Source organism: Streptomyces sp. NPDC054887, from assembly GCF_053610585.1.
Window position 1 is genome coordinate 57,741 of the sequence record NZ_JBSGYQ010000026.1, and the last position, 21,004, is coordinate 78,744.

The following is a 21,004-nucleotide window of genomic DNA, read 5'->3' on the forward strand; positions in this document are numbered from 1 at the left end:
AACAGGCTCAAGGATGCATGACGGATGTCGTCGCGTCAACAGACCTGAGTGCAGTCGACTCAACTCTTATGCGGCCCTTATCGGCATGAGCACGGCACGCCCGGGCCGAGCAGAGCCACATTTCGTACCTAAGCCCATGAAATGGTACGCACATGCTCGCCAAGCGGATCTTCGATCTGGCGGTCACCTCCGCCCTGCTGCCGGTCGCCGCCCCCCTCTTCCTCCTCACCGCCACGGCCGCCGCCGCCACGTCGGCGGGCCCGCTGCTCGTACGGAGCCCCCGCGCCGGCCTGGCCGGGCGCCCCTTCGCGATGCTGACGCTGCGCACCGACCCCCGCACCGCGGTCGGCCGGCTGCTGCGCCGGACGCGGCTGGACGTACTGCCCCGGCTGCTGCACGTCCTGCGCGGGGAGATGTCGCTGGTCGGGCCGTGCGCGCTGCCGCCGGGCCATCCTTCGGCCACCCGAGCGAGACTGGTGGTGCGGCCCGGCGTCACCGGGCCGTGGCAGGTCGGCCGGCGCTCAGGGCTGCCGTGGGAGGAGATGGACGTACTGGACCTGGACTACATCGAGCGGCACTGGCTCGGCATGGACCTCGCCGTCCTGGCCCGCACGGTGCCCGCCGCCCTCGCCGCCCGCCGCTGAGGGCAGCCTTACGCGACACAGATCACCGCCGGCCCAACTACAGTGCGGCGGCATAAATGGGTACGCTCAGCACGGGCTGAATAAGTTACCGCTTAGTAATCCCGCCAGTCGCTCAGCCGTCCCCCCGTATTTCTCCACCTCGCAGGCCCGAGGAGCCCCCAATGCAACTCGCCGCGATCATCGTGTCGCTGGTCCTGACCGTGGTCGGCGTTGCGCTCATCGCCCGAGCCGTCGCGCAGATCTACCGGTTCGTCAAGCTGGGCCAGCCCGTTCCCGCGGGCAGCCGTACCGGCAATCCGAAGCAGCGCACGATCACCCTCGCCAAGGAGTTCCTCGGCCACAGCCGGATGAACCGGTGGGGCATCGTCGGCGTCGCGCACTGGTTCGTCGCCATCGGCTTCCTGACGCTGCCGCCGACCCTGGCCCAGGCGTACGGCCAGCTCTTCCAGGCGGACTGGGTGCTGCCGGTCATCGGCGGCTTCCTGCCGTTCGAGATGTACATCGAGTTCATCGGCCTGATGACGGTCGTGGGCATCCTCGTCCTGATGGCGATCCGCCTGCTCAACCTGCCCTCGCGGGCCGGCCGCAAGTCGCGTTTCGCGGGCTCGAAGGCCTGGCAGGCGTACTTCGTCGAGTACATCATCCTGACGATCGGCCTGGCGATCCTGGCCCTGCGCGGCCTTGAGGGCGCGATCCACCACGTGGACGGCTACGACGCCGCGTACTTCGTGTCGTACCCGCTCGTCCTCGCCTTCGACGGGCTGAGCGTCTCCACGCTCCAGACGCTGATCTACTTCACCGCCATGATCAAGATCGGCACCTCGCTGATCTGGATGATCACGGTCTCGCTCAACACCAACATGGGTGTGGCGTGGCACCGCTTCCTCGGCTTCCCGAACATCTGGTTCAAGCGCGAGGACGACGGATCCACCGCCCTCGGCGCGCTCCAGCCGATGACGACGGGCGGCAAGGAGATCGACTGGGAGGACCCGGCCGACGACGCGGTCTTCGGCGTCAGCCAGGTCGAGCAGTTCAGCTGGAAGGGCATCCTCGACTTCTCCACCTGCACCGAGTGCGGCCGCTGCCAGTCGCAGTGCCCCGCCTGGAACACGGGCAAGCCGCTCTCCCCCAAGCTCCTGATCATGTCGCTGCGCGACCACGCGCACGCCAAGGCCCCGTACCTGCTGGCCGGCGGCGGCAAGACCATGGAGGGCGACGAGAAGGCGACCGAGGAGCAGCTGAAGGACGTCCCCGCGTCCGCTCTCGCGGAGGCCGAGCGTCCGCTGATCGGCACGCTGGAGGAGAACGGGGTCATCGACCCGGACGTGCTGTGGTCCTGCACCACGTGCGGCGCCTGCGTCGAGCAGTGCCCGGTCGACATCGAGCACATCGACCACATCGTCGACATGCGCCGCTACCAGGTGATGATCGAGTCCGCCTTCCCCTCGGAGGCCGGCACGATGCTCAAGAACCTGGAGAAGAAGGGCAACCCCTGGGGTCTGGCCAAGAAGCAGCGCGTCGAGTGGACGAAGGAAGTCGACTTCGAGGTCCCGATCGTCGGCAAGGACATCGAGGACCTGTCCGAGGTCGAGTACCTCTACTGGGTCGGCTGCGCCGGCGCCCTGGAGGACCGGGCGAAGAAGACCACGAAGGCCTTCGCGGAGCTGCTGCACATCGCGGGCGTCAAGTTCGCGATCATGGGCGGCGACGAGAAGTGCACCGGTGACTCGGCCCGCCGCCTCGGCAACGAGCCGCTGTTCCAGCAGCTCGGCCAGGAGAACGTCGCCATGCTGAACATGGCGTACGGCGAGGACGACGACGATCCGGCGACGAAGAAGCCCAAGTCGTCGAAGAAGATCGTCGCGACCTGCCCGCACTGCTTCAACACGATCGCGAACGAGTACCCGCAGCTGGGCGGCGAGTTCGAGGTCATCCACCACACGCAGCTGCTCCAGCACCTCATCGACGAGGGCAAGCTGATCCCGGTGACCCCGGTCGAGGGCCTCATCACGTACCACGACCCGTGCTACCTGGGCCGTCACAACAAGGTCTACACGCCGCCGCGCGAGATCATGTCGGCCGTCCCGGGCCTGCGCCAGCAGGAGATGCACCGCCACAAGGAGCGCGGCTTCTGCTGCGGCGCCGGCGGCGCGCGCATGTGGATGGAGGAGCGCATCGGCAAGCGCATCAACACCGAGCGCGTGGACGAGGCGCTGTCCCTCAACCCGGACATCGTCTCCACCGCCTGCCCCTTCTGCCTCGTCATGCTCACCGACTCGGTGAACGGCAAGAAGAACGACGGCAAGGCGAAGGAGTCCCTCCAGGTCGTGGACGTGGCGCAGCTGCTCCTGGACTCGGTGAAGACGCCGGCGGAGCCGGAGGACGAGACCGCGTCCGAGGACGCGCCCGAGCCCGAGCCGGCGAAGTAGCGCGTACCCGGAAGAAGGAAGCGGCCGGATCTGCCTCGGGGGCAGGTCCGGCCGCTTTCGTACGGACCGCTCACGGGCCACGCACGGCCCACCGCCGCTTTCGTACGGACTCACGGGCCACGCACGGCTTACGGCCGCTTTCGTGCGGACCGCTTAACTCCGCGGTCAAAAAAGAGCATCATGTGGCAACTGAAACGAGCGATACGGGCGGGGTGGGTCGTGCGAAGAGCGATCGCGGCGGCGGCGGTGAGCTGCGCGGTACTGCTGACCGGCTGCGGGCCCGACTCCGGCGGCGACTCCCCGGCAGCCGCGGCCCGCGCCGACGCCTCCCCCACCCCGCTGGCCGCCCGGGCCGCCGCGGCGCCCGTCCGCCCCGTACCGCACGGCGGCGGCAGCCGCGTCGCCGAGGACTTCAACGGCGACGGGCACCGCGACCTCGTCCTCAACGACCTGGTCAAGGGCCCCGCGGAGCGTCTGGGCGACGACGCGGGCATCGGCATCGTGTACGGCGCCGCGCCCCCGCGCGTCGTCGACCCGTCCGTACGCCAGCTCCTCACGCCCGCCCGGCACGCTGCCCGCACCGAGGGTGTCCTCCCCGCGGCCTTCGACGCCGAGGCCGCCTGCGACCTCGACAAGGACGGCTACGCCGACCTCGTGGTCACCACCGACCCGCCGTTCAACGGCACGGGCAGGCCGCCCGTACCGCTCCAGATCCTCTTCGGCGGCGAGAGCGGCCTCACCGGCAAGGCGGTCAAGCTCCGCATCCCCGACCGCGCCCGTTTCGGCAACGAGTGGCCCGACCACCCCGTCTGCGGCGACTTCGACGGCGACGGCGCCAACGACCTGGCCGTGACGGCGAGCGGCGGCCGTCTCAGCTTCCTGCGGGGCCCCTTCAGCCGAGCGGGCGCCCCACGCGCGGCCGGCGGCGCGATCCCGGGCGCCGGGCCCGTCCTCCTCTCCCCCGACCTCGCACCCGACGTCGACGGGGACGGGTACGACGACCTGGTCTCCGCCACCCGCCCGCACGAGCCGGGGACGGCCGCACGGGCGACGCTGCTGCTCGGCGGGCCGGCCGGCCCCGGGCGGCCCGGCGGTACGTACACCTTCGGGGCCGTGAAGGCGCGGCCGGGCGCGCTGCCGGCCGGCGAGGAGACAGCCGTGACGGCCGTCCTGCGCCACGCCGACTTCGACGGCGACAAGAAGCCGGACACGGCGGTGCGCACACAGCGCGGCGAGACGACCGACGTCATCACCCTGCGCTCGTCGGCCACCGGAAGGACCACCACCTTCTCCACGGCGCTGTTCGCCGCTCAGGGGGACTGAGCCGCACAGCGCCCGTACGCCTCGCCGCTGCGGGGCGCTGCACCGCACGGGGCGCCGTACGCCTCGCGACCCGGGCACTGGTCGCACGGACGGCCGTACGCCTCGCCGCTGCGGAGGGTCGCGCACGGGACGCCGTACGACTCGCGACCCCAAAACCCCGAGCCGCACGGGCGGCCGTACGACTCGCCGCCCCGGGCGCGCGCTGCGCCGTACACCGGCCGTACGACTCGACTCCACCCGGCCGGCCGGCCGGCAACAGTCGTACAACTTCGTACAACCATCCGTGCCCCTCAGCGGTCTCCTGTCCGCTGATCACCACGTGCGCGGCACGTGCCCGCGGGCCGGATCCCGGCCGGCGCGGCGATCGGCGCCCCATTTGACTCGGACGCGCACCACGCGTCCCGGCATGCCGCAGGAGAACTCCGCATGCACAGCAGCCTCCGCACCACCCTCGCCGTCGCGACCGCGGCCGCCCTCACCGGCGGCCTGCTGGTCGCCGGAGCCGGAGCCGCCGCCGCGGCGCCCTCCGGACTCCAGGGCGACTTCAACGGCGACGGCTACCGCGACCTGGCGGTCTCCGCCTCCGGCTCCACCGTCAAGGGTTACAACGGCGCGGGCGCCGTCACGGTCCTCTACGGCTCCCCCACCGGCGCCGGCGCGCAGAAGATCCAGACGATCACGCAGGAGAGCGCGGGCGTCCCCGGCTCCGCCGAGAAGCAGGACCGTTTCGGCGGCCACACCGCCGCCGGTGACTTCAACGGCGACGGGTACGCGGACCTCGCCATCGGCGCGCTGCTCGAAGACGTCGGCTCCGACGTCGACGGCGGCACGGTCGTGGTCGTGTTCGGCTCCGCCACCGGTCTGACCGGTGGCGTCACCATCGCCGACCCGACGCCCACCAAGCACGACCACTTCGGATCGGGCGTGGCGGCGGGCGACTTCAACGGTGACGGCAAGAACGACCTCGCCATCAAGTCCGACAACAACAAGGTCGACGTCTACCGCGGCGGGATCAGCAAGTCGGGTACCACGGGCGGCCGTTACTCGGTCACCACCCCGGTGCTCGCCGTCGAGGGCCACGACATCTTCAACATCACCGCGGGCAACGTGAACAACGACGGCCGCACCGACCTGGTCGTAGACGGCTACGAGGGCGACTCCACCGGCGAGTACTCGTACAACGCCAACTACTACCTGCCCGGCAGCTCGGCCGGCGTCACCACGACGGGCGCGAGGAAGCTCCCGGCGGGCATCATCACCGACATCGGCGACACCAACGGCGACGCTTACGGCGACATCGTCATCGGCAACTCCTGGGACAGCGGCGCGGGCATCGCCAAGGGCGGCGCGGTCGAGGTCGTCTACGGCACGGCGAGCGGCCCGACCGGCGGCAAGGACACCATCACGCAGGACACCCCCGGCATCCCGGGCGGCTCCGAGACGGGCGACGCGTTCGGCGGCGAGCTGTCCCTGGGCGACATCAACGGCGACGGCTTCCTCGACCTCGCAGTCGGCGCTCCCTACGAGGACCTGGCGGGCGGGGCCGACACCGGCATGGTCACCGTCGTCTACGGCTCCGCGAACGGCTTTGTGACCACGGGCGCGCAGGCGATCGAGCAGGACACCCCCGGCGTCCCGGGCACGAGCGAGAAGTTCGACGGCTTCGGCGGCGAGGTGTTCCTCTCGGACACGACCGGTGACGGCAAGGCCGACATGACGGTCGGTGTGCCGTGGGAGAACGACGAGAACGGCTACGTGGTGGCGTTCCGTTCCGACGGCACGAAGATCTCGACGAGCGGCCGGGGCCTCGGCCCGGCCGCCACCGGCATCTCGACGGCGGGCGCACCGGTACTGGGCCTGAACATCTCGGGCTGACCCGCACGGCCGGGCGGTCCTCCGTCGTACGGACGACCGCCCCACGCCCCCAGGGGGACAACCCGCCGGGGACCCCCTAGGGGATGTCACAGCTCGGCCGCAATGCCGGGCCTGTTGCGGCAGGCCCGGCATACGGCGCATCCGGACCAGGTACGTTCGATTACGTGGCTGGATTCAGGATCGGACGCGGCCGGGACAACCGCACCCCGCAACAACAACCGCAGCGGCAACCGCAGCGGCAACGGCAGCAACAGCCGTACGGGCAGCAGGCATCGCCTCAGCCCCCGTACGGCCAGCAGCAGTGGCCGCAGGCACCGCAGTACGGCGGACAGCACGGCGAGCCCGAGTACTTCGGCGAGCCGCACCCCCACCAGGGCCACGCCCCGGGCGGGCAGGGCGGTTACGGAGGCCAGGGCGGGCACGGCGGCCCCGGAGGCGGTGACCCGTACGCCGCGAACAACAGCCCGGGCCACACCACGGCCTTCAGCATCGACGACCCGTACGGCGACGGCGGCACGTACCACGCCGGCGACAGCCCCGCCCCGCCGGCCGGTCCGCGCCTGCACTGGAAGCAGCTGCTGAGCGGCATCGTGCTGCGCCCCGGCCCGACGTTCTGGCAGATGCGCGACTACCCGGTCTGGGGACCGGCCCTGGTCGTCACCTTCCTCTACGGCCTGCTGGCGGTCTTCGGCTTCGACAAGGCGCGCGAAGAGGCGATCAACGCGACGCTGTCCAACGCCATCCCGTACGTCCTGACCACCGGCGTGGCGGTGATCATCTGCGGCCTCATCCTCGGCGCGGTGACGCACACGCTGGCCCGCCAGCTCGGCGGCGACGGCTCCTGGCAGCCGACCGTCGGCCTCTCCATGCTGATCATGTCGATGACGGACGCCCCGCGCCTCGTCTTCGCGATCTTCCTGGGCGGCGAGAACGCGCTGGTGCAGGTGCTGGGCTGGGCGACCTGGCTCGGCTCGGCGGCCCTGTTCACCTCGATGGTGAGCAAGTCGCACGACCTGCCGTGGCAGAAGGCGCTGGGCGCGTCGGCGATCCAGCTGGTGGCGCTGCTGTCGCTGATCAAGCTGGGCACGATCTGACCCGGGCACGACCTCACGACGGAGCCCCGGCGCGCTGTCCGCGCCGGGGCTCTGTCGTACGTACCGCGTGGTCCCTACGTACGGGCCGCGTGGCCGTACGCACCGCGTGGCCGTACGCACCGCGTGGCCGTACGCACCGCGTGGCCGTGCGCACCGCGTGGCCGTGCGCACCGCCTGCGGCTCTTGCCGCTACGCGTCCAGGACCTGCCCGCTGCGCCGCACCACGGGCTTCTGCACGCTCCAGGGGAAGTTGATCCACTCGTCGGTGCGCTTCCACACGTACTCGCACTTCACGAGCGAGTGGGACTTCTCGTAGACGACGGCGCTGCGCACCTCAGCCACGTGATCGAGGCAGAAGTCGTGCACGAGCTTGAGCGTCTTGCCGGTGTCGGCGACGTCGTCGGTGATCAGCACCTTCTTGTTGCTGAAGTCGATCGCGTCCGGCACCGGCGCCAGCATGACCGGCATCTCCAGCGTGGTTCCGACCCCGGTGTAGAACTCGACGTTCACCAGGTGGATGTTCTTGACGTCGAGCGCGTACGCCAGGCCGCCGGCGACGAAGACCCCGCCGCGCGCGATGCTCAGCACGATGTCGGGCTCGTACCCGTCGTCCGCGATGCTCTGCGCGAGCTCGCGCACGGCGACGCCGAACCCCTCGTACGTCAGATTTTCCCGTACAGCACTCATACCCATGCACCCATACCCGGCATCACACCTGCGTCCGATGGAAATTGAGGAAGGACCGCGAGGCCGTCGGCCCGCGCTGGCCCTGGTAACGCGACCCGTACCGCTCGGAACCGTACGGGAACTCGGTGGGCGAGCTCAGCTGGAACATGCACAGCTGGCCGATCTTCATTCCGGGCCAGAGCTTGATCGGCAGCGTGGCCAGGTTCGACAGCTCCAGCGTCACGTGGCCGGAGAACCCGGGGTCGATGAACCCGGCGGTCGAGTGCGTCACCAGCCCCAGCCGGCCGAGCGAGCTCTTGCCCTCCAGCCGCGACGCGAGGTTGTCCGGCAGCGTGATCGTCTCGTACGTCGACGCCAGCACGAACTCGCCGGGGTGCAGGATGAACGCCTCGTCCCCCTCCGGCTCCACCAGCCGCGTCAGGTCCGCCTGCTCGACGGCGGGGTCGATGTGGGGGTGGCGGTGGTTCTCGAACACCCGGAAGTAGCGGTCCAGCCGCACGTCGATGCTCGAGGGCTGCACCATGGATTCGTCGTACGGATCAATGCGCACGCGTCCGGCGTCGATCTCGGCCCGGATGTCCTTGTCTGAGAGAAGCACCCACCGAGGATACGCAGAGCGCGCGGGCCCGCCCCAATCGGACGACCCCGCGCGCCTCGGTCTCCGCTTCCGGCCGACCCCGTGCCCGATCTTGCACGGGCCACCGACCGGCGTTTCGACTGCCGTCGGGGCCGGCCTCGCGCGCCCGTCCGGCCGGATCTCCGGCCGGACGGGCAGCCACTCCCTGCCGGTCTCTAGCGCTGCTGCAACACCACCGGCACTGCGTGCCGGAGCCGCGCACAGCGCGGACAGCGGATGAGCCGCCCCGGACCGATACGGTCGGCTCCGAGCTGCTGCAACGGGAACGATGTGGTGCTGAAAACGTGCCCCTCGGCACAACGGACGACGGTGGGCTCCATCAAGTCCATCAAGTCCCTTCCCCAACCAAGCGTGGACGAGAAGGCCACATTAGGGGATGAACAGGACGCCGCTCCAGGCGGCACTCCGCCCTCAAAGGTACGCCCACCAGAAGCCACGAAAACCCGGGCGACCACGCGCACCGAACACACACCGGACACAACGGGGCGGGACCTGGGGTACACTGTCCGACGAAGCGGCGCCATCCAACGGCCCGCTGCGCGGGTGTAGTTTAATGGTAGAACATGAGCTTCCCAAGCTCAGAGCGCGAGTTCGATTCTCGTCACCCGCTCCACGCAAGAGCCCCAGGCCAAGAGCCCGGGGCTTCTTTGTTGTCTGGACCAGTTCAAGCGTCGCGCACCAGATCCGCACCAGAAGGCCCATGATCAGACTTCTCGCGGGCGGCCCGCACGGGATCATCCAGCCTGCTCGCTACTACCCGCTGCCGCTCAAGACCCTCACCCGGCCCCGACGCGACGACAGCTGTAACTCGCTCCGGCGCGGCGTCACGGAGCCCGCCACCCAGCGCCTCGTCGAGCGGAGAACCACGGGCGCGACCGAGTAACGACCTTTGGGCTCACGAAAAGGACCTAACCGCTCTACCTGGTCACGGAACTAGCCCGTGGTGGGCGTGGGGTCTGCACCACGGTGACGTCGCGGTCACTAGGGTCTTCAAGACCGCGCGCCGCGTCTTGCACATTCAAGACGGTTCTAGTCCGGCTGTGCCGTCTTCATAAAGTATCACGCTATACGCTAGACCATCCCCCGCAGTGATTACGCCTTCGCCGGAATAAGCTTCTTCGGTGCCATCCGCTTTGGTAACCATGACGTCAACAGAAAAACGCACGCTTGCCCCGTCAAGTTGCGCATCTAGGTACACGGCTCCATTCATACTTTTGCCATTGGAATCCATTTCCAGAACCAACGGCTCGGAGTCCCCTATGATGATCGTATCTTTCTCTGCCGTGTAACCATCGGGAAGTAGACTTTCGATCTTCAGCGTAATTGTGGAAGGTGGCGTCTCCGCTTGTGTAGTCGCCGGCGGAGAGGGCGGGCCTGAGCTCGATTTTGACTCGGCTACGTAAACGAAAAGGAAAATAGCCAAGATGTAAGTCACGATGCTGACTGCCAGGATGGCGGCTCTTGGCAGCCGTCCAATAGTTCCTTCCAAGGTGACATGAAACTGAGAGGAACCCATACTCGCCCCGCGCCCCACAATTCCAATGAGGAGCAGAAAGGTCGCAATGACGAGAGCTGCGATCGGGAAGAATTCCATACGGCCACCCACCTGCAGCAGGTTATGGGCTGGGATCTGAGCGCCTTCACCCAGCAAAGGGGAACCACGCCCCTGATCGGCCCGAACGCGCCATGAGCCAGGCACGGCATAATCCATCTCCTCATATTCAATCGCCATGGAACTGCTCGCGCAACTTGAGGTGCGGGGCGGGCGTGCGGGTGCGGTGATGGAGCAATACGGGCGGTGGGAAGCGGCCTTGGGCGCGAGCACCACCTGACTGCTGAGCCCAGACGAAGCCGAGCGAGGGCGGGGCGCAGACCCGGCCGGGCCATGGCCGTACATGCGAGCGGAGCAAGCCGCCTTGCACCCGTAGGGGGATCGCAACGCTGTCCGCGCAACCGCCCAAGGGCGGTAGCGGGGTGATTTGGTCAGACATAGGCGCGTGCTACGGATCGGAAAGCGTCCCGGATCCGTAGTCGACGAGTCGGTCAACCATGGCCAACCGCGGCGCAAGGACGAGACCATTACATCAACCCTGGTACCTGGTCGAGCTGATCAGGTCGCCAACGACGCTCATTCCCGAATGCCGAGCGGAGTTGCGTGCTCGCGCCCGCTTACTCGGGCCTCCCTGGGCTACCTGACGGTGCTTCAACCGAGGACTTCACCGCAAGAGGAGGAGGCGGTGGCGGACCGGTCCGTGACGGAGGGGTGAAAGGCCGGGTGGTACGGCGGTGTTGGGGCTAGGGTCGGGGGCCATGAGCGACGGGGGTTCGGTTCTCGACTGGCTGCAGGGGTGGTACTCCGGGCAGTGTGACGGTGACTGGGAGCACGAGTGGGGGATCAGGATCGAGACGCTCGACAACCCGGGTTGGCTGGTCACGGTTGACCTTGAGGGCACTCCGCTCGACGAGCTTGAGTATCCGGAGCAGTCCGTCGAGCGTGGTCCGGACGACTGGGTCCATACCCGTGTAGCCGACCGGCGGTTCTGTGGTGCGTGTGGTCCGGGCAACCTGACCGAGGTGCTGACGGCGTTCCGGAAGTGGACGGAGGCGCTGCCGGGCTCGGCGCGCGCGGTCGTCTGAGCGGGGGGAGAGTTGGCGGGAGATGGCCCCCGGTTGGCGAGGGAGGCGGACGGTGGATCTCGACACTGAGCTGACTGATGCCCAGCAGCAGGCGCTGCGAGAGAACGCGGTGGAGCTGGGGAAGGTCCGGGCGCGCTTTCGTGAGGTGCAGAAGGATGCGCGTTCCCACCTGGAGAGTGTGGGGCTGGTGGACAACGGCATCGATGCCGGTCAGAACTGCCTTGTGTGTATGAACTGCCAGCAGTTCGAGGTCGGGGATGACGGCGACTGCGGGAAGTGCGGGCACGATCTCTTCTCTCACAATGTGAAGTAGAGAGGTGGCCCGGTAGCGGTACTACGGAGAAAGCCCCAGGCCGGTGGCCTGGGGCTTTCTCCGCGGGCGTGTCTGGCCGCGGGTGAGGACACGGGCGTACGGAGTGCGCTCGTGGGCGTCGGGGGCCCTGGGTGCTCGGGGTCAGGGCGCGGAAGCCCGTTGCCGTGGTGCCCTCGCTCCCGCCCGGTGCCTCTGCCCGGGTGCCCGCGCCCGGAGCGGCCGCGCTCGGATGTGCGCGTCAGCGGGCGAAGATGTCGCCGAACTTGCGGCCCTCGACGACCGGGTAGTTGAAGTGCGTCGCGTTGAAGGACGTCGCGTAGGCCGACGTCAGCCCCGATTCCGCGCCGCGCAGCACCCACACCGCCCCGTCGTCGTAACCGTTGGGCACGACGTCCTCGCCGAACGCGCCGACGGCCAGGTCCGCCTTGCCGTTGCCGTTGATGTCGCGCAGGCGCAGTGAGGAACCGAAGTGGTCGCCTCGTTCGGCCGCGCCGGGCACTCCGGCCGTGGCCTGGTGCCAGGACTGGGCTCCGCTCGTGGACAGCCCGCTCGCGCTGCCCTTCAGGAAGACGACGTTGCCGACGTTGTCACGGTCGTTCACGCCCTCGTACGAGGCACCGACCGCGACGTCCGCGTAGCCGTCACCGGTCGCGTCACCCACCGCGACGGCGGTACCGAAGCGGTCGAAGTCCTCGTTGGTGCCGGGCACGCCCGGGCTGTTCTGCGTGTACGTGGTGCCGGTGGCCGGGAGGCCCGCCGGCCGGCCGTACCGTACGGTGAACGAACCGCTCGGTCCGCCGGCGAGGTTGCCGGTGACCAGGTCGTCAAGCCCGTCACCGTTGATGTCGCCCTGCGACACCGCCTGCGTCCAGGCTGCGCTGCCCGGGTCGGTGCCCTGGGCGAGAACCGAGTAGGTGGAGCCGATGTCGTCGGTACCGCCGCGCACCATGCCCACGTAGTTGGTGGTGAGGTCCGAGTCGCGGCGCTGGCCGTGCAGGACGTAGTCGCTGCTGCCGGTGCTGGAGAAGTTGCCGGCGGCGATTCCGTAGAGGCGCACGTTGTCGGGGAGGAACTTCTCCTTCGGCGCGAGCGCGCCGCCCTGGGTGACCTTCCCCTCCTCGTACCACCAGAAGGAGTTGGCGCCGATGACAACGAGGTTGCCGGCGCCGTCGCCGTCGACGTCGGTGAAGGACACACCCTCGCCGAAGAACCCGGAGTAGGGGTCGTTGTCGGGCGCGGTGAGCATCTGAGCACCGGAGGTGAACGGCTTGGCGCCGCCCCAGACGATCGTGACCGCGCCGTTCGGCTTGTCCGTGATCCGCTCCCAGGGCGCGCCGACGATCAGGTCGGCGTAGCCGTCGCCGTTGACGTCGCCGCTGGTGACGTCGTCGCCGAACTTGTCCACGGACTCCGACGTTCCGGGGATGCCCGGCGAGTCCTGGGTGATGTTCACCGAGTTGGCGGGGCTGACCCCCGAGGCCGAGCCGAAGACGACGGTGACCGTGCCGCCGCCCGCCTTCGGCGTGCCTATGGCGAGGTCGCGGTAGCCGTCCCCGTTGAAGTCGTCCGGCAGACCGGAAGGAGCCGCGGCGGCGGTGGGCGCGCCCAGTCCGGCGACTGCGAGGACGGCGGCCGTGACGACTGCCAGGGTACGTACGCGCAAGGTGGTGCTCCTGTCTGTGGAACCGACGTCGGTTCGCAGCTTCGGTTCCCTAAGACACGCGTGGTGCACGAAGGGTTGTACGCCGGGGAAGACCAGGTGAACGGCCTCGGCGGGGCGTCAGCCGGTCGCGCCGGGCTTCTGTCCGGTACGTCCCGAGGGTGTCGGAGCGGGTGGGGTTGGTCGCGCGGCAAGGAAGTCGGCGCGGGGTCGGCCGTGACATGTGCGCCGCCGCCCACAAAAGGGGACGTACGGGGACAGGAGCGGCCCGACACCACCGCCCGGAAATCTTCGCAGCAGCGTCACAAGGGCTGCGCACCACCTTCGGCGGGTGCCGCTAGCGTGAGCGCCGCTCGATCCCGCGTGCGATCCCGCGTGCGCACCGGAACAGGTCGCGGCGTCCCTGGCGGCGCAGTCAGCAGAAAGATCGCAGATGGATTACTGCTCCTCGTGCCGCCGGCATCTCAACGGGGCCCTCGTGTGCCCCGGATGCGGCGCATACGCTCCGGACATCGCCCCGCCCGCCGACCTGCTCCCCGGCGCCTACACGGAGTCGCCCGCCCCGGAGCACGGCCGGGCCGTCCACCACCGGGCCGACGGCGCGTCGGACCCCTACACGTCCGACCAGGACCCGCCCGCCCCTGACGCGTCCGGCCTCGACGCGTCCGGCCAGGACACGTCCAGTGGCATCGCGGGGCAGGTCGCGACCGGGCGCGGCCGGGCGGCGCGGCGCAGGCAACTGGCGCGCTGGAAGAAGCACCGGCGCCGGGCCGCCGCGGCGACCGCCGTCGCGCTCTTCGGCGGCGGTCTGAGCATGGCCGCGCTGTCGGCCGTGCGGCCGTCCGCCGGACACACCCAGGCCGCCTCGCCGCCGGAACCGGTGAACGCCTCGGCCACGCCGCAGGCAGCGGCGAGCGACTCGTCGTCCGAGCACCCGGAGAGCCGGGAGTCGAGCGACCGCGCCACGCGCGCGGCCGTCAAGGCCGGCGCACGGCAGACCGCTGCCGCGTCCCCCACCGCTCCGGAGAACAGCGGCCAGGAACGCGCCTCCGCCGCGGACCGGGCCGTCGCGCCCACCGCACCGGGCACGCGGAAGCACTCCGCCGCCGCGTCGGCACCCGTCGCGGCAGCCGATGCGGCACCCGAGCCCGCACCGGGCACGGGCGGTGACAGCGGCGGTGGCACCAGCAGTGAAACCACCCCCGACCAGGCGCAAGTCCAGTCCCCGGCCCCGGCTCCCGAACCCACCGAGCCGGCCACGACCGAACGCCCCGGCCTCGTGGGCACGGTGGTGGGGCTCCTGCCGGGCACCTCGGCGGAGGAGCCGACCTCACCGGCGCACGTGTGCCTGATCGGCGTGTGCCTCGGCTGACCGCCGCCCGTGCACCCCGAAGCGAAACCTCGCCGCCGCGATCCCAAGGAGGCCGATTCACCGTGAGCTCCTGCTACCAGGCCCGGTTGCACCGGATCGGCCGCTGGTGGGCCGTCGACATCCCGCAGGCCGCCGTCCACACCCAGTGCCGCACCCTCGACGAGGCCGAGGCGCTGGCGCGCGACGCCATCGCCCGGGCGCAAGGCGTCCGGCCGGACGCCGTCGACGTGGAGCTGGTGGTTCCGGAATTCGCGTCACTGTTGCACGGCGTACGGGAGGCCCGGAAGCGCCCGGCCGCCGGCGGTCGCGCCGGGCTGCGGGCCCTTGCCGACGCGGCACGCACCCTGGTCGACGACCTGCGCGTCAGCCAGAACGACGCCGGCCGGCTGCTCGGTCTCTCGCACGAGGAGATGTCCCGCCTGGCCCCGCCGCGCACGGCCGCCGCCTCGCGTCCCTGGCCGGCCCTCGGCCCTCTGTCCGCGCCCGCCGGCCCGGCCTCCGGCACAAGCAGCACCGCCAGCACCAGCCGCACCGCCAGCACCAGCCGCATCACCAGCACCGGCCGCATCACCAGCCCGGCAGGTACCGCCCGTACGGCACGCCCACAGCGCCACCGGCCTCCCGCGCCCAGTCGCCCGTCGTGGGCGATCGCGGAGGACAGCGCCTGAGCGTCACGGCGGACACGCCGAGCGGTGGTCGCGCGGCGCGCCTACGGTGGTCGGAGAGAGCGCGACCGAACCGAACCGGCGCTCCGGAGGAGGCCACGATGGACGAGCACTTCGTCTGGGTGACGACGCGCCGCGTCAGGCCGGGCACCCTGGAAGACTTCGAGCGGGCCTGGCGTCCGCGTGCGCATCCGGACGGCATGCGCAGGGCTTTCGCGTACTGGTCGGAGGACGGGGAGGAGGTCACCGGGGTGTCGTTCTGGGAGTCCAGGCAGGCATGCGACGCCTGGCGGACCTCCGATGCCGAGCAGCAGCGGCGGGACGCGATGAACCCGTACGTGGTCGAGGAGAACGAGGGGTACTACCGGGGCGGCGAGCTGACGATTCCGTAGGACGCGTCCTCCCTGCACCGGCACCCGCGCCGGCTCTGGCACCCGCACCGACATTGGCATTGGCACTGGCACTGGCACTGGCACTGGCACTGGCAGGCAACGTGGCTGTTCGTCGGGTCGTTCCTCGAAACGGTCCGCGGGCCGTTCCTCGGGACGTTCGGCGTACGTGAAGTGTGGTGGCCGCCGCAGCAGTCGCACCTGGGAGCTGTGGCGGGGGAAGCGGGTGGCGTGGCGTCCGGTGCGTACCCGGTGCTCGTCCAGGTGTCGGTGCTGGTCAGGGCGGCGGCGCGGTACGGGACGGATGTTCACCAGGTCTCCCGCGTAAACGTTTCGGCTGCTTCGGTCGCTTCCAATGCTCCGGCTGCTCCGGCTGTCGCACACGCGCGGTCGCGTTCCGCGCCTCATGCGCGCAGGCGCAGACGCTGGCCGGGGTAGATGCGGTCCGGGCCCTCGTCGAGCTGGTGGCGGTTCATCTCGTACAGGGCCTGCGTGCCGCCCCGGACATCGGCGCGGTCGGCGATGACGGAGAGGCAGTCACCGGGCTGTACGACGTACGTCTGCGAGGCGATGGCTTCCTGCGAACCGCGCGAGGGCGCCGGAACGGCGGCCGGGGTCTGCGCCTGACGCTGGGGCTGCACCTGCGGCTGGGCCTGGGGCTGCGGCTGCGCCTGGAGCCGGAACTGACGCTGGGGCTGGCGCTGGGGCTGCGCGGCGGTCGTGTCCTGACCGTTGTTCCCGGTGACCGCCGGGCTGCCGCCGGATCCGCTCGCGCTGTGGCGCCGCCCGCAGTTGGGCCAAGCGCCGAGTCCCTGGCCCTGGGCTACGCGGGTGGCCACGGCGATCTGTTCGGAGCGGGTGGCGAGGTCGGCGCGCGGTGCGTAATGGTGACCGCCGTACGCGCGCCAGGTGGAGGGTGAGAACTGGAGCCCGCCGTAGTAGCCGTTCCCCGTGTTGATGTTCCAGCGGCCGTTGCTCTCGCAGGCGGCGATGCTCTCCCAGTCGGGCCGCGCCGGCGCGGACCGCGGAAGGACCGACTGGGGAAGGGCCGTGTGCGGAACGCCCGACTGCGGGGCGGTCTGCGGGGCGGCCGGCCGGGGCGCGGCGGTGGCGGTGCTCTGCCCCGCGAGGCCCAGGGCGCTCAGGAGGACCAGCAGCAGGGACATGACCGTCTGGACGGACCGCTTGGCACAGAAGGAAGGCGACATCCGGGTTTCTCCTCCGCTGACTCCGGCAGCGCCGTGACGCGGTGGCGTCACGGCCGGTGGGCAAGCAACAGATAACCCGCCAGTACGCTTTTCCGTAGGTACGCCGACGACGACCTGCCGCGCTTTCACCCGCTTGGAGGCCGGTCCCGGGGCCCCACCGTGGCGGGCGTGCGGAATCCGGGCAGGGATCGGGGCATGCCCATGCTCGTCGGAACCTCGGGATGGCAGTACAAGGACTGGCGCGGCGGTCTGTACCCGTCCGAACAGCCCCAGCGGCTCTGGCTGGAGGAGTACGTCCGCCACTTCGCCACGGTCGAGAACAACAACGCCTTCTACCGGCTCCCCACCACCGAGACGTTCGCCTCCTGGCGGGAGCGGACGCCCGAGGGGTTCGTCATGGCGGTCAAGGCCAGCCGCTACCTGACCCACCTGAAGCGGTTGCGCGAGCCCGAGGAACCGGTGAGCCGGCTGATGGACCGCACCGCCGGCCTCGGCGACCGGATGGGGCCCGTACTTCTGCAACTGCCGCCCAACTTCCGGGCGGACACCGGTGCGTTGGACGCCTGCCTCCGCTGCTTCCCCGACTCGGTCCGGGTGGCCGTCGAACTGCGGCACACCTCGTGGTGGGAGGTGGAATGGGAGCTGCGGGAGGTGCTGGAGCGGCACGGCAGCGCGCTGTGCTGGGCGGATCGCGGCTCGCGCCCGGTGACGCCGCTCTGGCGGACGGCGTCGTGGGGGTACGTACGGTTCCACGGCGGCACCGCCGAGCCGCCGCCGCGCTACGGACGCCAGGCACTGAGGTCCTGGGCGCGGCGCGTGGCCGACGCGTGGACGGACGAGGACGACGTGTTCGTGTACTTCAACAACGATCCGGGCGGCGCGGCCGTCGTGGACGCGGCGCGGTTCGCGCGGGAGGCGGCCGCGCTGGGCCGGACGGTGAGCCGTACGCCGCTCCTGTAGGGAGCAGGCCGGGACGAGGGGGCCGGGCGCGGGCCCGGCGGCCCGGTCGCCGGCAACGCGGCGCGCGAGCCGTACGGCGGGACAATGGTGGGGACGGACATGCCTTCCAGCGCGGAGAGGCGGAACCTCCGGTGCCGTACACAGCTGTCACCGCCCTGAGCCATGCCGGACTGATCCGCGAGCACAACGAGGACAGCCTCGTCGCCGGGCCGTGGACGCTGTGCGGCACCGTGACCGAGAACCCGCAGACGCTCGTCTTCCCCCTCGGCACGCCGCTCGTCGTCGCCGTCGCCGACGGGCTCGGCGGGCAGCCGGCCGGCGAGGTGGCCAGTTCGCTGGTCGTACGGCAACTCTCCGCGCTGGGAACGGCCATGGACGGCGAAGAGGCCGTCCGCGAGGTCCTGGCGGTGTGCAACCGGGTGGTGTACGCCGCCGCCGACGGCGATCCGGCGCTGGTGACCATGGGCACCACGGTCGCGGGCGTCGTCGTGCTGGCGGACGCGGTGGTGGTGTTCAACGTGGGCGACAGCAAGGTGTTCGACGCGGCCCCGCACGGGCTCCGGCAGGTGAGCGTCGACGACAGCCCGCTGCCGCCGCCGGGACGCCGCACCACGTCGGCCGTCACGCAGACGCTCGGCGGCAGCCCGGTCTTCAGCCCCGTCACGCCCCATGTGACCAGCCGCGCACTGGCGGCGGGCGACCGCTACCTGGTGTGCACGGACGGGCTGACCGACCCGTGCCCCGACGAGGAGATCGCCGGGGTCCTGGGCGAGCACGACGGCGCCCGGGCCGCCTTCGAGCTGTGGAAGGGGGCCATCGAGGCGGGCGGCCCGGACAACATCACGTTCGCGACGGTACGCATCGGAGGGTGACGCCCGGCGGGTGACGGACCGGCCTGCGGCCCGCCCCCGGTGAGGGCGGGCCGTACCCGGGGAAGGCGGGCCGGACACCGGTCCGTCTACCGTTCGACGACGTTCACACACGTACGCCCGCCCGTTCGCACAGCCTCGTGGACGTACCGCCCGCAGCACCCGAACGCCCCGCGCCACCGCAGGAGTGACCACATGACCACCCGCACCCCCGCCGCCCCCACGCCCTCCGCCACCGAGGCGGCGGCGCGGGTCGTCACCGACGCGCTCCAGCCCCGCAACGTCCTGCTCGCGGGCATGCTCGGCATCGGGCTCGCCGCCGCCGGTGACTGGAGCGGGCTGCCGTGGGGCCTGCTGGGCGCGCTGTGCGCGGGCATCGTGCCCGCCGGGTACATCGAGTGGGAGCGCAGGCGCGGCACGTGGGGCGACCGGCACGTCGTCGACCGCACCCAGCGCGCGCCGATCTTCCTCGTCATCCTCGGCTCCCTCGGGACCGGTTCCCTCGTCATGCTGCTCGGCGGTGCTCCCGCCGGCATCCTGCTGGCGATGCTCGGCCTCTGGGCGATGACCGTTCTCCTCCTCGCGGTGAACACCGTCTGGAAGATCTCGGTGGACGCGTCGGTCACGTCGGCCGTCGTCACCCTGCTGGCCGTCGTGCACTCCCGCTGGTGGCTGCTCGCCCACGCGGTGACCGCCGTCGTCTGCTGGTCCCGTGTCGCCCTGCGGTACCACACCGTCGCCCAGACGATGGCCGGAGCCGCCGTTGGCGCGGCCACCTCGGCCGCCTTCCTGTTCGCCTGACGGGCCGCCAAACAGGCGTGGCGTCGCCGTAAGATCGTTCGGGGGGCGGCGGGGTTCTCACCGCGCGACGCACCCGGCCGTCACGGGCTCGTGCCGGGCTTCGACCACCGGCTCACGGGCGCCTGCGGAACACGCTGCCGTACGTAACTTCAGCCCTCACCCGAAGGGGTGACAACGGGGTGAAGTAGGTTCAGCAGCCTTGAGATTGTCACAGTGAATCGGGGTTGGTGCGCAAGTGCTGGTGGCGGACAGATACCGGCTGGACACACCCATCGGGCGGGGCGGGATGGGAGAGGTCTGGCGGGCAACGGACGAGGTGCTGGGCCGGCCGGTCGCCGTCAAACTGCTGCTCGGCAACGGGGCCGACGCTTCGGCCGCCGCCCGGTTCCGGCTGGAGGCGCAGACCGCCGCCCGGCTGAGCCACCCGCACCTCGTGGCGGTGTTCGACTTCGGAGCGTGGGAGGACCGCTTCTACCTCGTCATGGAACTCGTCGAGGGGACGAGCCTGGCGCAGACCCTGCTCTCCGTGGGCGCGCTGCCCGCCGAACAGGTCGCGGGGATCGCCGCCCAGGCGGCCGCCGGCCTTGCCGCGGCCCACCGTCAGGGCGTCGTGCACCGGGACATCAAGCCCGGCAACCTGATGACCAGTCACGACGGCACGGTGAAGATCGCCGACTTCGGCATCGCGCAGTTCGTCGACGATCCCGCGACGGCGCTGACCACCGCCGGGCAGATCGTCGGCACCAGCCTCTACCTCGCTCCGGAACGCGCGCTCGGCAGACCCGCCGGCCCCGCGTCCGACATGTACTCACTCGGTTGCGTCCTCTACCAACTCCTCGCCGGCCGACCGCCGTTCCAGGCCGACACGGCGACCGGCACCCTGTACCAGCACGTGGACGCCGTGCCCGTGCCGCCGCGCCGGCTCGGCGTCGACGTGCCCGCGCCGTTCGAGGCGTACCTGCTGGGGCTGCTCGCCAAGCAGCCGGAGGAGCGTCCGACGGCCGAGCAGGCCGCCGACTGGTTCCGTCAGGACTCCTGGCGCGCCCGCCCCGCCCCGCTGCCCGCGCCGCTCCCGGTCAGCCCTTCCCCGCCGCCGACCACGGCGACGTACTCGCTGCCCTCCACGGGCGCTCCGCGCCCGGCCTCCCGGCGGCGCGCCGCACCGCCCGTACAGCGGCCCAGCACCCGGAAGTTCGTACGCCGGCGCCCCCGCGTGGCGAGCGCGATCGCCGGGGCCATCGCCTTCGTGACGGCGGTACTCATCGGCATGGCGTGGCTCTCCCCCGAGCCCAGCTCCGCCGACACCCCGGACCCCGGCCCCTCCACCACGGCCGAGACACCGCGCTGAGCCGAACGCGGGCCTGCTCGCCCGCGCCGGGCCCGCGCCGAAGCGACGCGGGCCTCTCCCGGCCCCCGGCCCTTCGACCGCGGCCACGACACC

The 21,004-nt window shown here is 70.9% G+C and carries 20 protein-coding genes and 1 tRNA gene; 16 read left to right on the forward strand and 5 right to left on the reverse strand.

Annotation, left to right across the window (positions count from 1 at the left end):
* Positions 1-152 precede the first annotated feature (152 nt).
* From ACWGH0_RS16995 to ACWGH0_RS17015, 5 genes are all read left to right on the forward strand, one after another.
* Positions 153-644 (forward strand): sugar transferase, encoded by a 492-nt coding sequence (locus tag ACWGH0_RS16995; protein WP_453404928.1) that lies wholly within the window; start codon positions 153-155, stop codon positions 642-644.
* A 161-nt stretch (positions 645-805) separates the two neighbouring features.
* The gene (locus ACWGH0_RS17000; RefSeq protein WP_453404929.1) at positions 806-3,073 is read left to right on the forward strand and encodes a (Fe-S)-binding protein; all 2,268 of its coding nucleotides are present in this window, start codon (positions 806-808) and stop codon (positions 3,071-3,073) included.
* 180 nt (positions 3,074-3,253) lie between these two features.
* A complete protein-coding gene (locus ACWGH0_RS17005) occupies positions 3,254-4,396 on the forward strand; it encodes an FG-GAP repeat domain-containing protein (protein ID WP_453404930.1) in 1,143 nt (380 codons plus the stop codon).
* 426 nt (positions 4,397-4,822) lie between these two features.
* Positions 4,823-6,271, forward strand: a complete 1,449-nt coding sequence (locus tag ACWGH0_RS17010; RefSeq protein WP_453404931.1) for an FG-GAP-like repeat-containing protein — start codon at positions 4,823-4,825, stop codon at positions 6,269-6,271.
* A gap of 164 nt (positions 6,272-6,435) precedes the next feature.
* Complete coding sequence (locus ACWGH0_RS17015; protein ID WP_453404932.1) at positions 6,436-7,365, forward strand: Yip1 family protein; 930 nt, start codon at positions 6,436-6,438, stop codon at positions 7,363-7,365.
* A gap of 189 nt (positions 7,366-7,554) precedes the next feature.
* Here the strand turns inward: ACWGH0_RS17015 and ACWGH0_RS17020 are convergent, their stop codons facing one another.
* Positions 7,555-8,052, reverse strand: a complete 498-nt coding sequence (locus ACWGH0_RS17020; RefSeq protein WP_453404933.1) for a phosphoribosyltransferase — start codon at positions 8,050-8,052, stop codon at positions 7,555-7,557.
* A gap of 22 nt (positions 8,053-8,074) precedes the next feature.
* On the reverse strand, positions 8,075-8,650 hold the full coding sequence (gene dcd, locus ACWGH0_RS17025; RefSeq protein WP_453404934.1) for a dCTP deaminase: 576 nt from the start codon (positions 8,648-8,650) through the stop codon (positions 8,075-8,077).
* A 578-nt stretch (positions 8,651-9,228) separates the two neighbouring features.
* On the opposite strand from dcd, the gene ACWGH0_RS17030 reads away from it, so the two are divergent.
* Both ACWGH0_RS17030 and ACWGH0_RS17035 read left to right on the forward strand, forming a co-directional pair.
* Positions 9,229-9,302: transfer RNA gene (locus ACWGH0_RS17030), tRNA-Gly, on the forward strand.
* Positions 9,303-9,389: 87 nt separating this feature from the next.
* Positions 9,390-9,572, forward strand: a complete 183-nt coding sequence (locus ACWGH0_RS17035; protein WP_453404935.1) for a hypothetical protein — start codon at positions 9,390-9,392, stop codon at positions 9,570-9,572.
* A gap of 135 nt (positions 9,573-9,707) precedes the next feature.
* On the opposite strand, the gene ACWGH0_RS17040 is transcribed toward ACWGH0_RS17035, so the two are convergent.
* On the reverse strand, positions 9,708-10,421 hold the full coding sequence (locus ACWGH0_RS17040) for a hypothetical protein (protein ID WP_453404936.1): 714 nt from the start codon (positions 10,419-10,421) through the stop codon (positions 9,708-9,710).
* 578 nt (positions 10,422-10,999) lie between these two features.
* Between ACWGH0_RS17040 and ACWGH0_RS17045 the strand changes: the two genes are divergently transcribed.
* The gene (locus ACWGH0_RS17045; RefSeq protein ID WP_453404937.1) at positions 11,000-11,326 is read left to right on the forward strand and encodes an immunity 53 family protein; all 327 of its coding nucleotides are present in this window, start codon (positions 11,000-11,002) and stop codon (positions 11,324-11,326) included.
* A gap of 52 nt (positions 11,327-11,378) precedes the next feature.
* Positions 11,379-11,639 (forward strand): hypothetical protein, encoded by a 261-nt coding sequence (locus tag ACWGH0_RS17050; protein WP_453404938.1) that lies wholly within the window; start codon positions 11,379-11,381, stop codon positions 11,637-11,639.
* Positions 11,640-11,877: 238 nt separating this feature from the next.
* Here the strand turns inward: ACWGH0_RS17050 and ACWGH0_RS17055 are convergent, their stop codons facing one another.
* The gene (locus ACWGH0_RS17055; protein WP_453404939.1) at positions 11,878-13,302 is read right to left on the reverse strand and encodes an FG-GAP and VCBS repeat-containing protein; all 1,425 of its coding nucleotides are present in this window, start codon (positions 13,300-13,302) and stop codon (positions 11,878-11,880) included.
* 430 nt (positions 13,303-13,732) lie between these two features.
* Here ACWGH0_RS17055 and ACWGH0_RS17060 point away from each other — a divergent pair, with 430 nt between their 5' ends.
* From ACWGH0_RS17060 to ACWGH0_RS17070, 3 genes are all read left to right on the forward strand, one after another.
* Positions 13,733-14,671: an SCO2400 family protein gene (locus tag ACWGH0_RS17060; protein WP_453404940.1), complete on the forward strand. Its 939-nt coding sequence runs from the start codon at positions 13,733-13,735 to the stop codon at positions 14,669-14,671.
* A gap of 62 nt (positions 14,672-14,733) precedes the next feature.
* Positions 14,734-15,339, forward strand: coding sequence for a hypothetical protein (locus tag ACWGH0_RS17065; RefSeq protein WP_453404941.1), 606 nt, complete (start codon positions 14,734-14,736; stop codon positions 15,337-15,339).
* A 98-nt stretch (positions 15,340-15,437) separates the two neighbouring features.
* The gene (locus ACWGH0_RS17070) at positions 15,438-15,728 is read left to right on the forward strand and encodes an antibiotic biosynthesis monooxygenase (protein ID WP_453404942.1); all 291 of its coding nucleotides are present in this window, start codon (positions 15,438-15,440) and stop codon (positions 15,726-15,728) included.
* 401 nt (positions 15,729-16,129) lie between these two features.
* Here the strand turns inward: ACWGH0_RS17070 and ACWGH0_RS17075 are convergent, their stop codons facing one another.
* Positions 16,130-16,933: a transglycosylase family protein gene (locus tag ACWGH0_RS17075; RefSeq protein WP_453404943.1), complete on the reverse strand. Its 804-nt coding sequence runs from the start codon at positions 16,931-16,933 to the stop codon at positions 16,130-16,132.
* 195 nt (positions 16,934-17,128) lie between these two features.
* Here ACWGH0_RS17075 and ACWGH0_RS17080 point away from each other — a divergent pair, with 195 nt between their 5' ends.
* The 4 genes from ACWGH0_RS17080 (at position 17,129) to ACWGH0_RS17095 (ending at position 20,911) form a co-directional block, all read left to right on the forward strand.
* A complete protein-coding gene (locus ACWGH0_RS17080) occupies positions 17,129-17,893 on the forward strand; it encodes a DUF72 domain-containing protein (RefSeq protein WP_453404944.1) in 765 nt (254 codons plus the stop codon).
* Positions 17,894-18,024: 131 nt separating this feature from the next.
* Complete coding sequence (locus ACWGH0_RS17085) at positions 18,025-18,765, forward strand: PP2C family protein-serine/threonine phosphatase (RefSeq protein WP_453404945.1); 741 nt, start codon at positions 18,025-18,027, stop codon at positions 18,763-18,765.
* A 192-nt stretch (positions 18,766-18,957) separates the two neighbouring features.
* Positions 18,958-19,563: a hypothetical protein gene (locus ACWGH0_RS17090; protein ID WP_453404946.1), complete on the forward strand. Its 606-nt coding sequence runs from the start codon at positions 18,958-18,960 to the stop codon at positions 19,561-19,563.
* A gap of 286 nt (positions 19,564-19,849) precedes the next feature.
* Positions 19,850-20,911, forward strand: coding sequence for a serine/threonine-protein kinase (locus tag ACWGH0_RS17095; RefSeq protein ID WP_453404966.1), 1,062 nt, complete (start codon positions 19,850-19,852; stop codon positions 20,909-20,911).
* Positions 20,912-21,004: the final 93 nt, after the last annotated feature.

Bases quoted from the DNA above. Each gene is read 5' to 3' on its own strand.
- ACWGH0_RS16995 (WP_453404928.1), top strand. From the start codon at position 153: ATGCTCGCCAAGCGGATCTTCGATCTGGCGGTCACCTCCGCCCTGCTG.
- ACWGH0_RS17000 (WP_453404929.1), top strand. From the start codon at position 806: ATGCAACTCGCCGCGATCATCGTGTCGCTGGTCCTGACCGTGGTCGGC.
- ACWGH0_RS17005 (WP_453404930.1), top strand. From the start codon at position 3,254: ATGTGGCAACTGAAACGAGCGATACGGGCGGGGTGGGTCGTGCGAAGA.
- ACWGH0_RS17010 (WP_453404931.1), top strand. From the start codon at position 4,823: ATGCACAGCAGCCTCCGCACCACCCTCGCCGTCGCGACCGCGGCCGCC.
- ACWGH0_RS17020 (WP_453404933.1), bottom strand. From the start codon at position 8,052: ATGAGTGCTGTACGGGAAAATCTGACGTACGAGGGGTTCGGCGTCGCC.
- ACWGH0_RS17035 (WP_453404935.1), top strand. From the start codon at position 9,390: ATGATCAGACTTCTCGCGGGCGGCCCGCACGGGATCATCCAGCCTGCT.
- ACWGH0_RS17040 (WP_453404936.1), bottom strand. From the start codon at position 10,421: ATGGCGATTGAATATGAGGAGATGGATTATGCCGTGCCTGGCTCATGG.
- ACWGH0_RS17045 (WP_453404937.1), top strand. From the start codon at position 11,000: ATGAGCGACGGGGGTTCGGTTCTCGACTGGCTGCAGGGGTGGTACTCC.
- ACWGH0_RS17060 (WP_453404940.1), top strand. From the start codon at position 13,733: ATGGATTACTGCTCCTCGTGCCGCCGGCATCTCAACGGGGCCCTCGTG.
- ACWGH0_RS17070 (WP_453404942.1), top strand. From the start codon at position 15,438: ATGGACGAGCACTTCGTCTGGGTGACGACGCGCCGCGTCAGGCCGGGC.
- ACWGH0_RS17075 (WP_453404943.1), bottom strand. From the start codon at position 16,933: ATGTCGCCTTCCTTCTGTGCCAAGCGGTCCGTCCAGACGGTCATGTCC.
- ACWGH0_RS17080 (WP_453404944.1), top strand. From the start codon at position 17,129: ATGCCCATGCTCGTCGGAACCTCGGGATGGCAGTACAAGGACTGGCGC.
- ACWGH0_RS17090 (WP_453404946.1), top strand. From the start codon at position 18,958: ATGACCACCCGCACCCCCGCCGCCCCCACGCCCTCCGCCACCGAGGCG.
- ACWGH0_RS17095 (WP_453404966.1), top strand. From the start codon at position 19,850: ATGGGAGAGGTCTGGCGGGCAACGGACGAGGTGCTGGGCCGGCCGGTC.